Here is a 13,926-nt window from a genome sequence, read left to right on the forward strand (position 1 = left end):
GGAGGCCAAGGGGGTCCGGGTGTGCCTCCTCGGGCCCTACACCGAAAGGCCCCTAGGGCTTCCCCAGGGCCTTGTCCAAAAGGGCCTTCCACTCCTCGTAGGGGAGGAAGCCCGTGCGCTGCTCCCCGGCGATGAAGAAGGTGGGGGTCCCGGTGAGGCCGAGGTCGTTGGCCAGCCTCTGGTCGGCCAAGACGCCCTCCCGCATGCGCCCGGAGGCCAGGCATTGGCCGAAGCGGGCTTTGTCCAGGCCCAGCTGTTCGGCCAGGTCCACCAGGTAGCGGTCCAGGCCCTCGCCGCCGAGCCTCCCCCAGTCGCCCGCGGCGCGGAAGAGGGCCTCGTGGTACTCGTAGTAGCGGCCTTGCTCGTTGGCGCAGGCCGCGGCCTCTCCGGCCCGGATCACGTTCTCCTGCCCCGGGAAGGGGAAGTCGCGGAAGAGGTAGCGCACCTTACCGGTGTCTATGTATTCCGCCTTGAGCCGGGGAAGGACGTTCAGGGCGTGGTCTTGGCAGTGGGGGCAGAGGTAGTTGGAGAAGTCCACCACCACGAGGGGGGCGTCCTCCCGGCCCAGGGCGAAGCGGGCTCCTTGGGCCGGGTCCAGGCCCTTCTTCCCTTTGGGCCCGAGGAAGATCCAGCCCAGGCCCAGGAGGGCCAGGCCCAGGATGACCAGCACTAGGGCGCGGGGCATGGGCCTACTCTACCACGGGAAGGGTGAGAAGGCGTTAGGTGGGATAGGGGGCCTGCCGGGCTTCCCCTTCCGGGGTCACGTAGAAGGGAGAGGCGTCGGTGGAGACCAGGGTTTCCCCCTCTATGGCCTCCTGGAGGTCCCTGGGCAGGACGAACATGGCCTCGAGGTAGGGGGCGGTGAGGTGGCGGAGGGCGAGGCCCCGCTCCCGGATGCGGGCCTCTATGACCCCCTCGGAGAAGGCCGCCGGGTCAAAGGCGTCGGAGGCCAGGAGGAAGCCGAAGTTCAGGAAGAAGCCCGGGATGTGGTTCTTGTAGCTCCGCACGTACCGGAAGGCCTCCCGCACCGTGCGGTGGACCACGGGGTGGACCCGGTGGTGGGTGAGGAGGATCATCCCCGCCTGCATCCCCATCACGCCCCCCGGGTTCAGGTGGGCCTTCACCAGGCGGTAGAACTCCACGGTGTAGAGGAGCCGGGCCGGGTTCTCCTCCCCCACGGGGTCGGTGAGGTCAATGACGATGACGTCGTACCGCTCCTCCGTGCGCTCCAGGTAGGCCCGGGCATCGTCAATGACGAGGACGGCCCTGGGGTCGTCAAAGGCCCCCTGGTGCCACTCGGGCATGTGCCGCTTGGCCACCTCCACCAGCTCCCCGTCGATGTCCACCATCACCGCCCTTTCCACCGTGGGGTGCTTGAGGACCTCCCTAAGGGTGGCTCCTTCCCCGCCCCCCACGATGAGGACCCGCCTGGGCTCGGGGTGGGTGAGCATGGCGGGGTGGACCAGGGTCTCGTGGTAGACGTACTCGTCCCGCTCGGTGCTCTGCACGTCCTTGTCCAGGACGAGCACCTTGCCGAAGCCCTTGCTTTCAAACAGGAAGTAGTCCTGGTACCGGGTGCGCCCCGAGGCGATGACCCGCTCCATGCGGCGCACCATGGTCTCGTAGGGGGTGATGTGCTCAAAGAAGTACATCCCGTAGTCCATAACTCCTCCTCTTAGGCCTTTTCCGCGCCGAAGCCGCGGCGCTTAATGGCGTGCTCCGTGCCTCGCCAGTAGCGGAAGGCGGACTCCTCCTTGGCCCCGAAGGCCCGGGTGAGCCCTTTGAGCACCTCCTCCGGGTCCACCCCGTCCCGGTAGAAGTAGAGGTCCAGGGTGGCGGAGGCGTTGTCCTCGGGCCAGGTGTGGATCATCACCGCGGCCACGGGGCTCACCACCGCCGCGGAAAGCCCCTGGGGGTGGAACTTGTACACCACCGACTGGGCCGAATCCTTGGGGGCCCCGAGGCGCATCACCGCGTCCAGGAGGGCCGCCTCCACCATCTTGGGGTTTTCCAAAACCGACACATCGCACCCGTAGATCTCCGCTACCCAGCGCCCGCCCGGCACCGCTTCCACAAGGGCCCATGATAGCCCCCAGGGGGAGGGGGGGCAAGCCCCCTAGCCGAAGAAGTCCTTGAGCTGGTCCTTGGTGACGAGGACCTCCCGGGGCTTGGAGCCCTTGGGGGGGCCCACGATGCCCATGGCCTCGAGGGCGTCCATGAGCTTGCCGGCGCGGGCGTGGCCCACGGAAAGCCGCCGTTGCAGGCGGCTCACCGAGCCGTACCCCTCCTCCACCACGATCTCCGCCGCCTTCCTCAGGAGGGGGTCGGAGAAGTCCACCTCCCCGGGTCCTCCGGCCTCCGGGGCCCTTGGGGGCTCAAAGTCGGCTCCGTAAGCCTCGGCGAAGCAGTCTTCATAGCTTTGGCCCCGCAGGAAGCCGGCCAGGCGGGCCACCTCCTCCTCGGAAACGTAGGGCACCTGCAGGCGCACCGGCTTGGGGAGGCCCGGCTGGTGGAAGAGGGCGTCCCCCTGGCCGATGAGCTTCTCCGCCCCCTGGGTGTCCAGGATGGTGCGGGAGTCAAACCCGCTGGAGACGGCGAAGGCCAGGCGGGCGGGGATGTTCACCTTGATGAGGGAGGTGAGGATGTCCACGCTGGGCCGCTGGGTGGCGAGGACGAGGTGCATCCCCGTGGCCCGGGCCATCTGGGCGAGGCGCAAAATGGCCGCCTCCACCTCCTTGGGGGCGGTCATCATGAGGTCGGCGAGCTCGTCCACCACGATGACCAGGTAGGGCAGGGCCTCCTCGGGCCCCACCTTGGCGTTGTACTGCTCCAGGTTCCTCGCCCCCACCTGGCTCATCATCCGGTAGCGCCTTTCCATGTGGGCCACGGCCCCCTGAAGCACCCCGGCCGCCTCATCGGGGCTCGTGACCACGGGGCGCACCAGGTGAGGGATGCCCTCGTAGGGGGTGAGCTCCACCATCTTGGGGTCAATGAGGAGGAGGCGCAAGCTCGTGGGCAGGTGCTTGAAGAGGAGGCTCTGGATGAGGACGTTGATGGCCACGCTCTTTCCGCTTCCCGTGGAGCCGGCGATGAGGAGGTGGGGCATCTTGGCGAGGTCCCTCACCCAGATCTCCCCCTCTATGCTCTTGCCGAGGACGAGGGGGAGGAGGGCCTTGGCGTGCTGGAAGGCGGGGGAGAGGACGGCCTCGGAGAAGCGGACCAGTTCCCGCTTGGGGTTTGGCACCTCGAGGCCCACGGTGTTCTTCCCGGGGATGGGGGCCTCCACCCGCACCGCCCCCACCGCCAGGGCCCGGGCCAGGTCGTTTTGCAGGCTCTGGATGCGGCTGATCTTTTCCCCGGGGGCGGGAAGGAGCTCGTAGCGGGTCACGCTCGGTCCCCGGGCGTGGCCCACCACCTCCGCCTGGACCCCGAACTGCTTCAGGGTCTCGGCGATAGCCTTTTTCAGGCGCTCCGCTTCCTCCTCCAGGGCCCGCTTCCTTTCCTTGGGCTCCGGGGGGTCCAGGAGGTCGGGGGTGGGGAGGGCGAGGGCGGTGCTTTGGGCGGGGGAGGGCTTGGGGGCCTTCGGGGGTTTAGGGGCTTCCCGCGGGGGCTCGGGGAAGACCAGGTCCAGGTCTAGGGGGGGCTCGGGCTCCGGGGGGCTTTGGGCCTCGGGGGGAGGGGTGCCGGTGAGGAGGGCCCTAAGGCCTTCCCTCTGGGCCTCGGGGTGGGCCTGAAGGAAGCGGAGCCAGCGGGAAAACTCCTGGAAGCGGGCCTCCAGGTCCTCCACAAGGCTGGACGCCTCTTCCCACCGGGACTGCCTTTCCAGAAGGAGGCGCCTTCCCCGAAGGAGCCCCTTCGGGCTCGCCCGCACCCGGACCGGTTCCGCGAGCCCCTTGATGCGGGCGAGGAGGGCCTGGGCCTCGAGGAAGAGGGCGGCCCGTCTCTCCTCTAGGGCGTCCCTTAAGGGGCCCTCCCCGGCCAGGGGTTGGCTTAGGGCCTGGAGGAGGGCCTGGAGCCTGGGGAGAAGGGGGCGCTCCTCCTCGGCAAGGCGCCTCTCCAGCTCCGCTGCGCGTTCCTGAAGGAAGCTTTTTAGGGCCCTTTCCACCTCTGGGAGCTCCTTGGGGCTCAGGCTCTGGGCCAAGGCCTTGAGGGCGGCGTGCTCGGGGTAGAGGCGGGCGAGGGCGCCGATGCGGTGCCGCAGGAGGAGGGTCTTAACCCCGTGCCGCCCCTTGCGCACCCCTTCCACCCCAAGGCGGAAGGCGGAGAGGAAGAGGTGGAAAGGGGGGCGGCCCCGCCAAAGGTCCACCACCACGGAGGCTACAAGGAGGGGAAGGAAGAGCCCCAGGAGGCCGGCCTTGGCCTCCAGGGCCGCCTTCCAACCCTGGCCCAGCCTTCCGGAGAGGGGCCCGAGGAGGGGGAGGAGGCTTAGGGCCAAGAGGTGGAGGAAGAGGAGGTGGCGCAAAAGGGGCCTTAGGGGCTTATGGCGGTAGAGGGCGCGGGCCAGGGGAAAGAGGCTCAGGGCCAGGAGGTAGGCGGGAAGCCCGAGGAGGCCGTAGAAGTGGGTCTCCAGGAGGGTCCCGAGGGCGCCTGTGGGGACCCCCAAGGGGGCGAGAAGGAAGACTCCCAGCGCCGCCACCGCGGCGGACCAGGCCTCGAGGTCGCGGTTGGGAAGGGGTTTGGCGGTGGGCCTCCGCTTGGCCATCGGAGCCATTATAAAGGGCCGAGCCCCCTGGGGCGCAGGCCCCAGGGGGCTTCCGGTGAGGGAGGCTAGCGCTTGAGCTCCTTGATCACCGCCTGGGTGAGGTCGGTGTCCTCGTCGGCGTAGACCACGAGGCCCGACTGGGCCGCCACCTGGCGGCTCATGACCACGGCGAAGCCCTGGGCCTTGGCCACCTTGGCGATGGCCTGGTCCACCTCCTCGAGGATGGGCTTGAGCACGGGGTTCTGCCGGTCTTGCCACTTCTTGAGGGTGTCCTGGTAGGTCTTGGCCAGGGCCTCGTAGTCCTGGCGCTCCTTGGCCGTGGCCTGGCCGGAGCGCACCTTTTGGTCCAGGGGCTTGAGCTTTTCCTCCAGGGGGGCGAGCTCCTTGCGGGCCTGGGCCTGGAGCTCCTGGACCTTCTTGTAGTCGGGGTGGGCCTGCACCAGGGCATCGGCGTCCACGAAGCCCACGCGGGTGGCCACGTTCTTGTTCTGGGCCAGCATGGGGGTGAGGAGGGCGCCGAGGGCCAGGAAGAGGGCCGCGAGGGAAAGCCGCTTCATGGGAAAAAGCTTACGGGCCAAGGGTTAGGCGAAGGTGAGAGGAGGCTGCCTTTCCTTTAGGGGTGAGGGCGTGTAGGATGGGTGCCCGGAGGTGGATATGCGCAAGGCGGCGTGGCTTTTCCTGTTTCTCCTTCTGAGCGGCCTGGCTTCGGCCCAGCGGGCGGTTTCCTTGAGGCTATCCCTCCCCAACCCCGGCCCGGGGCTTGGGCTCGGCCTCGAGGCTCCTTTGGAGCGGAACCTGGCCTTCCGCGCCTTCGGGGACCTTTTCCCCGGGGGGCCCAGCGTCCTCTTGGCCGGGGAGGTCCTCTTCAAGCCCGACCTGGGCCAGCTGGACCGGGACCTGAGGGGCATCCGCCCCTACTTTGGGGGAGGTCTTGGCGCCTATTTCGGCGGCGCGGGGGAGGTGGGGCTCCACCTCTCTTTTGGGGCGGAGTTTCTCCTGGACCCCCGCACCGGCTTCTTCGTGGACGGGGAGTACTTCTACGCCTTTGGCGGCGGCCGCTTTGGCCGCGCGGTGATCGGGGCCAACCTCCGCTGAGGCTGGTCTTCCCCCTCCGGCGCGCCGGAGGGGACATTTTTCACCGGGCCTCCGGGTAGACTAAAAGGGGAGGTGAACCATGCTGGTCCGGGACTGGATGACCAAGAACCCCCTCACCGTCCCCCCCGATACCCCCGTGCTGGAAGCCATCAACCTTTTGAAGGGCCGGGGCTTTCGCCGTCTGCCGGTGGTGAAGGACGGCAAGCTCATCGGCCTGGTCACGGACAAGGACCTGAAGGACGCCATGCCCTCCAAGGCCACCACCCTCTCGGTGTGGGAGCTCAACTACCTTCTCTCCAAACTCACGGTGCAGGAGGTGATGGCCAAGCCCGTGGTCACCGTGGGGGCCGAGGAGCCCCTGGAGAAGGCGGCGCTCCTTATGGAGGAGAAGAAGATCGGCGGCCTCCCGGTGATGGAGGGGGAGAGGCTGGTGGGCATCATCACCGTGACCGACGTGCTTCGGGCCTTCATTGAGGCCCTGGGCCTGAAGCTTGGGGGCCTTCGCATCACCGTGGACGTCCCCGACGTGCCCGGGGCCCTGGCCCAGATGGCCCAGGCCGTGCCCCCGGCCAACATCGTTTCCATCGCCACGGCGGCCCATCTTCCCAGCTACCAGCGCCTGGTGATGCGGGTGGTGGGGGAGCAGGTGGAAAAGGTCCCCGACCGCTTGAGGGCCGCGGGGGAAAGGGTGGTGGACGTCCGGGCCGGTTAGGCGCCGTTCTGGTAGGCGGGGTAGGAGCCCAGGACCTTCAGGAAGGCCGCCCGCCTCAGGAGGCCGAGGAGGGCTTGGGCGGGTCCTGGGTCTTCCACGTGGCCCTCGAGGTCCAGGTAAAAGAGGTAGCTAAAGGGCTTGTCCCGGCGGGGCCTGGACTCCAGCTTGGTGAGGTTGACCCCGGCCTCGGCGAAGACGGAAAGGGCCTCCAAAAGCCCCCCCGGGCGGTGGCGTACGGCGAAAACGACGCTGGTCTTGTGGGGGCCATCCCCCTTTTTCGTCTCCTCGCGCCCGATGACGAAGAAACGCGTGTAGTTGTGGGGGTAATCCTCTATGTTCTCCGCCAGGACCTCGAGGCCGTAAAGCTCCGCCGCCCGCCTCGAGGCGATGGCCCCCACCCCGGGCTCGGGGTGCTCCGCCAGGGCCCGGGCGGCCCCCGCGGTGTCGTAGACGGGGATGGGGGTAAGGCGCATGCGGGCCAGGAAGCCGTCGCACTGGGCCAGGGCCTGGGGGTGGCTCTTCACCGCGTGCAGATCCTTGAGCGTCGTGCCCTTGGGGGCGAGAAGGCAGTGCTCCACCCGGTGGACGATCTCTCCCACCACGTGGAGGTCGCTTTCCAGGAGGAGGTCGTAGGTCTGGTTGATGCTCCCCGCCGTGGTGTTCTCCACCGGCACCACCCCAAGCTCCGCCTCGCCCGCCTCCACCGCCTCAAAGACCTGGTGAAAGGTGGGAAAGCCCACGGGCTTCGCCTCGGGGAAGGCCTTGAGCAGGGCCTCTTCGCTGTAGGCTCCTTCTGTGCCCTGGAAGGCGATCCTCATCGCCCCATGATACCTTTCCTGGGAGCCTGGCGGGAAGGCCACCCTTGGCGTAGCATGGGTTTCGTGGCGCGCCTTCTCGTGGTGGACGACGATCCTCGCATCCGCTACCTCCTGGAGGTGCTTCTTTCCGGCTCGGGCCACGAGGTGGTCTTGGCGGACTCGGCCAAGACCGCCCTGGAGTACCTGCGCAAGGAGACCCCCGACCTCGTCGGTTGCCCTTGGAGGGGGACGGTCTCCTGGAAGACCTCGCCCGGGCCCTGTACCCTTGAAGGGTGTGGGAGCTTTCGGAAATCCAAGAGCCCGAGGCCTGGAATGCCCTCGTGGCGGCCTTTCCCATCACCAGCGCCCTCCAGTCCTGGGGCTGGGGGGAGGTGAAGCGCCTTTCCGGTTGGGTGCCTAAGCGCTTTCTGGTGTACCGTGAAGGCGAGCTCCTTGGGGCGGCCCAGGTCCTCCTCAAATCCCTCCCCGGGGGCCTGACCCTGGCCTACGCCCCCAGGGGGCCTGCCCTCCGCCACCTCCAGGACCTCCCCGCCGTGGCCCGGGCCCTGGCCCGGGGGGTGAGGGCCACCCACCTCGTCCTGGAACCGGAGGCGGGCCTTCCCGCCGAGGCCGAGGCCCCCCTCTTCCCCGGCCTCTTGCCGGAGGAGCCCGTGCAACCGGGCTTTTCCCTCTGGCTGGACCTCACCCAAGGGGAGGAGGCCCTCCTTAAGGGCATGAAGGAGATGCACCGGAGGAACGCCAGGCTGGCCCTCAAGCGGGTGGATCTGGCCATAGAAGGGGAGGGAGCTTTTGGGGAGTTTTTCCGCCTGTTTGAGGAGACCAATCGGCGGGCTAAGCTTCTGCAGCATTCCGAGGCCTACTACCGGGCGGTCCTCAAGGAGATGAACCAGCCCTTTGGGGAGGCCTTCCTCGCCCTGGCCCGTAAAGAGGGGGAGGCCCTGGCGGCGGGCCTTTTCGTGGCCTTCGCCGGCAAGGTGGACTACCTCTACGGGGGAAGCAGCCGGAAGCACCCGGAGGCCAAGGCCCCCATGGGCATGCACCTGGCCGCCATCCGCCATGGCCTTGCCCGGGGGTACCGGGTCTACGACCTCTGGGGCGTGCCCAGGACCCCCGAGGGGAGCCACGCCGAGGGCATTTTCCGCTTTAAGGAGGGCTTTGGGGGAAGGCGGGTCCAGTTTCCCGCCTACACCCTGCCCCTTTCCCCTCTCTACCGCCCCTTGAAGGCCCTTCTCCGGCTGCGGAAGACCTGGGTGAACCTGCGGGTGCGGGGCAACCCTAGGGACGTCCTGGGCTAGGCGTCATCTTTCTCAAGGAGGTTGGGCTATGGTGAGGGGCGTGGGGCGCCTCCTTCTTCCCCTCTTCCTCCTTCTCCTCCTCGCCTTTTGGTTGGCGCCCCGGCCCAAGGCCCCGACGGTGCCGCCTGGCGTGCGGCTTGAGGGGGTGGAGTTCCGCCTCTTCCCCGAGGAGGAGGGGGTGGAGTGGCGTTTCCGGGCCGAGGAGATGGTGGAGGAGGGAGGGGTCTTCCGCATCCGCGGGGGGCTTTCCGGGGCCCGGTACGTGGGGGGCAGGCTGGACCTGCGCCTGTTCGCCCCCGAGGTGGTGGTGGAGCCGGGGGACAACCTCCGCCTTCCCTACGCCCGGGTGGAGATCCTCCAAGGCTGCTACCGCCTGGAGCTTTCCGCCCCAGGCAGGGGGGAGGTGCTCATCCGGCAGAAGGAAGGCTTCCAGGCCCCTTGGGTGCGGATAGAGGCTCCCAACCTCCGGGGCGAGGCTTGGGAGTTCCGCTCGGACTTCGCCCTGGAGAGGATGGAAGCGGCCCGCCCCCGCTTTTCCTTCCCCGCCGGGGGGAGTTTTGGACCTTGCACCGTGGAAGGAGGACGTTCATGAGGCGATGGGGATGGCTCCTGGTTTTAGGTCTGGCTTTGGCAACGGCCAACGTGCGGGTGATCCAGGTGGAGGGAGGTCGGCTTTCCGGGGACCTCCGCTACGGCCCCTGGGTCTTTGAGGGAGGGGTGAAGGGACGGGTCAAGGACCTCACCATTGAGGCCCCCAGGGCCACCCTCACCGCCCCTAAGGGCAAGACCATGCAGGAGGCGGAAGGGGAGCGGGAGGCCCGGTTTGAGGGGGGTGTGGTGGTGCGGAGGGGGCGGGTGGAGGCCAGAGGGCCCCTCTTGGTCTACCGGGAGAAGACCGGGGAAGGGGAGCTTCAGGGGCCTGCCCGGATGCGCCAGGAGCCCAAGCCCGGGGAGGACCCCGTGGAGGTGGAGGGGAGCCGCATGACCTTCCAGGTGGACACGGACACCTCCACCAGCGAAAACGCCCTCCTCCAAAGCGGAAACCAAGAGGGGCGGGCGGGCTTCGTCTACTACGAGGAGGAGCGGGGCCTCGCCGTCTTCACCGACCCCAAGGAGGTGGTCCTCACCCGGAAGCGCAAGGACGGGGACCTGGTGATCCGGGCCAGGGAGGTGCGAAGCCTCACCGGCTCCAAGAGGCTCATCGCCACAGGCGGGGTGCGGCTCCAAGACGGGGACCTCCTTACCACCGGGGAAAGCCTCTACTACGACGACACCACCGGGGAGGCCATCGTGCTGGGAAAGCCCGCGGTGAGCGAGAACAAAAAGGAAGGCTTCCGGCTCTCCGGCGCAAGCCTCCTCCACAACGTGAACCGCCACCAGGTGCGGGTCTACGGCAAGGCCTTCCGCCTGCCCCTGGAGGAGTTTAGGAAGCTCGGGGAGAAGTAGGTGCCCCGGTTTAGGCTCCTTCTCCTCGCCCTCTTTGGCCTCGCCCTCGTCCTGGCCCAGGAGGTCTACCGCCCAGAGGTGGAGCTCGTCCGCAAGGACAAGAAGGTGGTGGCCTGGGTCTCGGGGGAGGAGGGGAGCCTCTTCTACGCCGACTACGGGGACCTCTACGTGGGGGAGCTTCGGGGCCTCGAGGAAGACCGGGTGGCGGTGGGGGAGAAGACCTTCTTCCGGGACGGGGGAAGCGCCCTCGAGGAGGGCCTTTCCCCGGGGGACCGGGTGGAGGCCGCCTACAACAAGGACCTCCTCCGGGACGGGCTTCCCTACCTGATGCGCCTGCGGCGGGCCGGGGAGGGAAAGGCCGAGACCTACCTCCGCCTCGTCCTCTATGACCCGAAGGGCGTGGAGGTGCGGCTCGGGGAGGGGGTGGAGGCCCGGGGGCCCCTCGGGGTGGTGGAGCGGGGGGGAGAGGAGGCCCTCTTCCTCTCCGGGGGGGAGGCCCGCTTTGTAGAAGAGGAGGGGCGTTTGGACCTCCGCCCGGGTCCGGGGGAGGTGGTTGTGGCCCAGGGCGCGGTGCGGGTGCGGGGAAGCCGCCTCCGCTACCTGAACGACACCGGGGAGGCCTTCCTGGAGGGGCCCTTGCAGGTGGAGCGCCAGGGGGAAAGGCCCCTAAGCGGCAAGGCGGGAAGCCTCCGCTACCTCCTGGACGAGGACGCCCTCTGGCTCCTGGGCGGGGTGGAGTTCGCCCAGGGGGGGCGCGCCACCCGGGCCGAGCGGGCCCTCCTGAAGGAGAAGGAGGGGTACGCCTACCTCTTTGGCGGCGTGGAAAGCCGGGACGAGAAGGGCTTCGTGCGGGGGGAGCGGGTGCGCTACGCCCTTAAGACGGGGGAGGTGGTGGTCTTGGGGCGGGTCCTGGGGGAGTTCAGGGAGTGACCCCGGCCATGAGGAGGCCGAGCCTTTCCTCGGTGGCCTCCTCGGGAGAGAGCTCCCCCACGATGCGCCCCCCGTGCATCACCAGGATCCGGTCGGAGAGGGCGAGGATCTCGGAGAGGTCGGCGGAGACCAAGAGCACCGCCATCCCCTGGTCCCGGGCCCGGACCAGCTCCCGGTGGATGAACTCAATGGCCCCCACGTCCACGCCCCTCGTGGGCTGGGCGGCCACGAGGAGCCTGGGGCCCCTTAGAAGCTCCCTTCCCACCACGATCTTCTGCTGGTTGCCCCCCGAGAAGCGCCGGGCGGAGAGGGCGGTGGACCGGGGACGGACGTCGTAGGTTTCCACCAGCTTCCTTGCGTGCTCCTCTGCGCTCCGGTCGTCCAGGAACCCCAAAAACCCCAGGAAGGGGGGGTGGTGCTGGTCCCCGAGGACGGCGTTTTCCTTCACGGAGAAGTCCAGCACGAGGCCGCGGGCGAGCCGGTCCTCGGGCACGTGGCTTGCTCCTAGGTCCCTGACCCCCCGGGCCGAGGCGGGGAGGGGCTGGCCCAGGAGGAGGGCCTTGCCCCTATAGGGCCTGAGGCCGGTGAGGGCCTCCACGAGCTCGGTCTGGCCGTTCCCCTCCACCCCGGCGATGCCCACGATCTCCCCGGCCCTCACCCGGAAGCTCACCCCCTTGAGGCGGGGCGGGGCCTCGAGGCCCTCCACCTCCAGGACCACTTCTTTAGGCCTCGCCGGGGCCTTTTCCACCCTCAGCACCACCTCCCGGCCCACCATCATCCGGGCCAGGGCCTCGAGGGAGGTCTCCCGGGTCCTGACCGTGCCCACCACCTTGCCGTCCCGGACCACGGTGACCCGGTCCGAGACCTCCAGGACCTCCTTCAGCTTGTGGCTGATGAAGATGGCGGCGTTGCCCCTCGCCACGTAGCCCCGGAGGAAGCGGAAGAGCTCCTCGGCCTCCTGGGGGGTGAGGACGGCGGTGGGCTCGTCCAGGATGAGGATCCTGGCCTCCCGGTAGAGGGCCTTGAGGATCTCCACCCGCTGCTGCAGGCCCACGGGGAGGTTCTCCACCTTCTCCTCCAGGGGCACCTCAAAGCCCAGGGCCTCCATGAGGGCCGTGGCCTTTCTGCGGGCGGCCTCGAGGTCCAGGAAGAGGGGGCTTCCGGGCTCCAAGCCCAAGACCAGGTTCTCCAAGACGGTGAAGGGCTCCACCAGCATGAAGTGCTGGTGGACCATGCCGATGCCCGCCCTTATGGCGTCCAGGGGGCTTTTCGGCCGGTAGGGCTTCCCGTCCACCCACATCTCCCCGGCGTCGGGGGGCTGGAGCCCGTAGACGATCTTCATCAGGGTGGACTTGCCCGCCCCGTTCTCCCCCACGAGGGCCAGGACCTCCCCCCACTCCAGGTCCAAGGAGATGCGGTCGTTCGCCAGGACCAGGGGGAAGCGCTTGGTGATGTCCTTGAGGACCAGGGCCTTCGCCACGGCCGGAGTATACAAGAAGGCCGGGGGTCTGGCCCCCGGCCCCAAGCCTTGGGCCTAGCGGCTTTCGGGCACCTTGATCTGGCCCTTGATGATCTGCTGCTTGAGGACCTCCAGCTTGCTCACCACGCCCGCAGGGATCAGGGCCTTGTTGTACTGGTCCAGGGCGTAGCCCACGCCGTTGTTGGCCAGGCCGAACTCCCTCACCCCGCCCTTGAAGGCCTTCTGCACCACGCTCTTGATGACCTCGTAGGTGGCCACGTCCACCCGCTTCATCATGGAGGTGAGGCCGTGGTTCAGGGTGGCGGGGTTGTTGTCGGTGTCGCCCAGGTAGTTCTGGTTGGCGTCCACGCCGATGAAGAAGAGGGGGGTGGCCTTGGTGCCGTCGGTGCCGCAGGCCTTGGTGTAGTCGGCGTACTTGGGCACCTTGGCGTAGGGGTCGGCCTTGCGCACGAACTTGACGCTACCCCCTTCCTTGAGGCACTTGGCCTGCTTCACGTAATCGATGAGCCCGAGGCCCGAGCCGCCCGCGGCGGCGTAGATGATGTCCGCCCCCTGGCGCACCTGGGCCGCGGCGATCTCCTTGGCCTTGGCGGGGTCGTTCCAGGCGGCGGGGGTGTTGCCCACGTAGCCCACCAGCACCTTGCCCTGGATCTTGTCCTCCTTGAAGGCGTACTCCGCCCCGGCGCGGAAGCCCGCCTCAAACTTGTGGATGAGGGGGATGTCCATGCCCCCGATGAAGCCCACCACGCCGGTACGGGTCATCTTGCCGGCGATGTAGCCCACGAGGAAGCTCCCCTCGTGCTCGCGGAAGACCAGGCCCACGGCGTTTGCGAGCTTCCCCTCCCCGGGCACGGCGTCAATCACGGCGAAGTTCACCTTGGGGAACTCCTTGGCCGTGGCGGTGATGGCGGGCTCGTTGGCGAAGCCCACCCCGATCACCAGGTCAAACCCCTCCTCGGCGAAGGTGCGGATGCCCTGGCCCACCTGGGAGGGGTCGGCGGGCTCAAAGTCAAAGAGCTTGATCCCGAAGTCCTTGGCCGCCTTCTGCGCCCCTTCCCAGGCGGACTGGTTGAAGGAGCGGTCAAACTTGCCGCCGGCGTCAAAGGCGATCCCCACCCGCACCTGGGCCAGGCCGAGACCCAGGGCCAGCACCGCGATAAGCGCTATAGCTCGTTTCATGTTCACCTCCGTGGCTCTTCGCCGGGGTCTATTATACCGAGGGGTAATCCCACCAGCCACTTTTCAAGCCCCTCCTACGCCTCACGGACCGCCACCGCCCAGGCCGCGCGCGAGCCTTTCGGTCAGGGGCGAGATTCCCGCTTATAGGGTAAGATGTTTTGACCTGGTATAAGATGGGGGCGTGGACCTAGGGCTGGTGACCGATACCGCTTCAGACCTTTCCCCAAAGGCGCTGCAGGAGGAGGCCGTGGGTCTGGTGCCCATCTACG

Annotated in this window: 14 protein-coding genes and 1 pseudogene; 7 read left to right on the top strand and 8 right to left on the bottom strand. The window is 68.3% G+C overall.

Features of this window, described 5'->3' with window-relative positions; translation table 11 throughout:
* Nucleotides 1–52 precede the first annotated feature (52 nt).
* From AC01Y6_RS03535 to AC01Y6_RS03555, 5 genes are all read right to left on the bottom strand, one after another.
* The gene (locus AC01Y6_RS03535; protein WP_428720504.1) at nucleotides 53–685 is read right to left on the bottom strand and encodes a DsbA family protein; all 633 of its coding nucleotides are present in this window, start codon (nucleotides 683–685) and stop codon (nucleotides 53–55) included.
* 34 nt (nucleotides 686–719) lie between these two features.
* Nucleotides 720–1,664, bottom strand: a complete 945-nt coding sequence (gene speE / locus AC01Y6_RS03540; RefSeq protein WP_476670259.1) for a polyamine aminopropyltransferase — start codon at nucleotides 1,662–1,664, stop codon at nucleotides 720–722.
* Nucleotides 1,665–1,675: 11 nt separating this feature from the next.
* On the bottom strand, nucleotides 1,676–2,074 hold the full coding sequence (speD, locus tag AC01Y6_RS03545; protein WP_476670260.1) for an S-adenosylmethionine decarboxylase: 399 nt from the start codon (nucleotides 2,072–2,074) through the stop codon (nucleotides 1,676–1,678).
* 42 nt (nucleotides 2,075–2,116) lie between these two features.
* On the bottom strand, nucleotides 2,117–4,702 hold the full coding sequence (locus AC01Y6_RS03550) for a DNA translocase FtsK (RefSeq protein WP_476670261.1): 2,586 nt from the start codon (nucleotides 4,700–4,702) through the stop codon (nucleotides 2,117–2,119).
* Between the two features lie 65 nt (nucleotides 4,703–4,767).
* On the bottom strand, nucleotides 4,768–5,259 hold the full coding sequence (locus tag AC01Y6_RS03555) for an OmpH family outer membrane protein (RefSeq protein WP_428720708.1): 492 nt from the start codon (nucleotides 5,257–5,259) through the stop codon (nucleotides 4,768–4,770).
* Between the two features lie 97 nt (nucleotides 5,260–5,356).
* Here AC01Y6_RS03555 and AC01Y6_RS03560 point away from each other — a divergent pair, with 97 nt between their 5' ends.
* Nucleotides 5,357–5,797 carry a hypothetical protein gene (locus AC01Y6_RS03560; protein WP_476670263.1) on the top strand — a complete coding sequence of 147 codons (441 nt, stop codon included), beginning with the start codon at nucleotides 5,357–5,359 and terminating at the stop codon, nucleotides 5,795–5,797.
* A gap of 79 nt (nucleotides 5,798–5,876) precedes the next feature.
* The gene (locus AC01Y6_RS03565) at nucleotides 5,877–6,509 is read left to right on the top strand and encodes a CBS and ACT domain-containing protein (RefSeq protein ID WP_347241511.1); all 633 of its coding nucleotides are present in this window, start codon (nucleotides 5,877–5,879) and stop codon (nucleotides 6,507–6,509) included.
* Here AC01Y6_RS03565 and pheA read toward each other — a convergent pair.
* Nucleotides 6,506–7,327, bottom strand: a complete 822-nt coding sequence (pheA, locus tag AC01Y6_RS03570; protein ID WP_428720706.1) for a prephenate dehydratase — start codon at nucleotides 7,325–7,327, stop codon at nucleotides 6,506–6,508. The two genes, AC01Y6_RS03565 and pheA, sit on opposite strands and share 4 nt — an antisense overlap.
* Before the next feature lie 272 nt (nucleotides 7,328–7,599).
* Between pheA and AC01Y6_RS03575 the strand changes: the two genes are divergently transcribed.
* The 4 genes from AC01Y6_RS03575 to AC01Y6_RS03590 are packed head-to-tail and all read left to right on the top strand — an operon-like array spanning nucleotide 7,600 to nucleotide 10,998.
* A complete protein-coding gene (locus tag AC01Y6_RS03575; RefSeq protein WP_476670265.1) occupies nucleotides 7,600–8,622 on the top strand; it encodes a lipid II:glycine glycyltransferase FemX in 1,023 nt (340 codons plus the stop codon).
* 28 nt (nucleotides 8,623–8,650) lie between these two features.
* Nucleotides 8,651–9,214, top strand: coding sequence for a hypothetical protein (locus tag AC01Y6_RS03580; protein ID WP_428720705.1), 564 nt, complete (start codon nucleotides 8,651–8,653; stop codon nucleotides 9,212–9,214).
* Nucleotides 9,211–10,068, top strand: a complete 858-nt coding sequence (locus AC01Y6_RS03585; protein ID WP_476670266.1) for an LptA/OstA family protein — start codon at nucleotides 9,211–9,213, stop codon at nucleotides 10,066–10,068. Before AC01Y6_RS03580 ends, AC01Y6_RS03585 begins: the two co-directional genes overlap by 4 nt.
* The gene (locus AC01Y6_RS03590; RefSeq protein ID WP_476670267.1) at nucleotides 10,069–10,998 is read left to right on the top strand and encodes a hypothetical protein; all 930 of its coding nucleotides are present in this window, start codon (nucleotides 10,069–10,071) and stop codon (nucleotides 10,996–10,998) included.
* On the opposite strand, the gene AC01Y6_RS03595 is transcribed toward AC01Y6_RS03590, so the two are convergent.
* Both AC01Y6_RS03595 and AC01Y6_RS03600 read right to left on the bottom strand, forming a co-directional pair.
* A complete protein-coding gene (locus tag AC01Y6_RS03595; RefSeq protein WP_476670269.1) occupies nucleotides 10,988–12,478 on the bottom strand; it encodes an ABC transporter ATP-binding protein in 1,491 nt (496 codons plus the stop codon). The genes AC01Y6_RS03590 and AC01Y6_RS03595 overlap by 11 nt on opposite strands.
* 54 nt (nucleotides 12,479–12,532) lie before the next feature.
* Nucleotides 12,533–13,657: a BMP family lipoprotein gene (locus AC01Y6_RS03600; RefSeq protein WP_428720913.1), complete on the bottom strand. Its 1,125-nt coding sequence runs from the start codon at nucleotides 13,655–13,657 to the stop codon at nucleotides 12,533–12,535.
* A 181-nt stretch (nucleotides 13,658–13,838) separates the two neighbouring features.
* Between AC01Y6_RS03600 and AC01Y6_RS03605 the strand changes: the two are divergent.
* Nucleotides 13,839–13,926, top strand: a pseudogene (locus AC01Y6_RS03605) (DegV family protein); the annotation flags it as partial.

The organism is Thermus sp., from assembly GCF_056332225.1.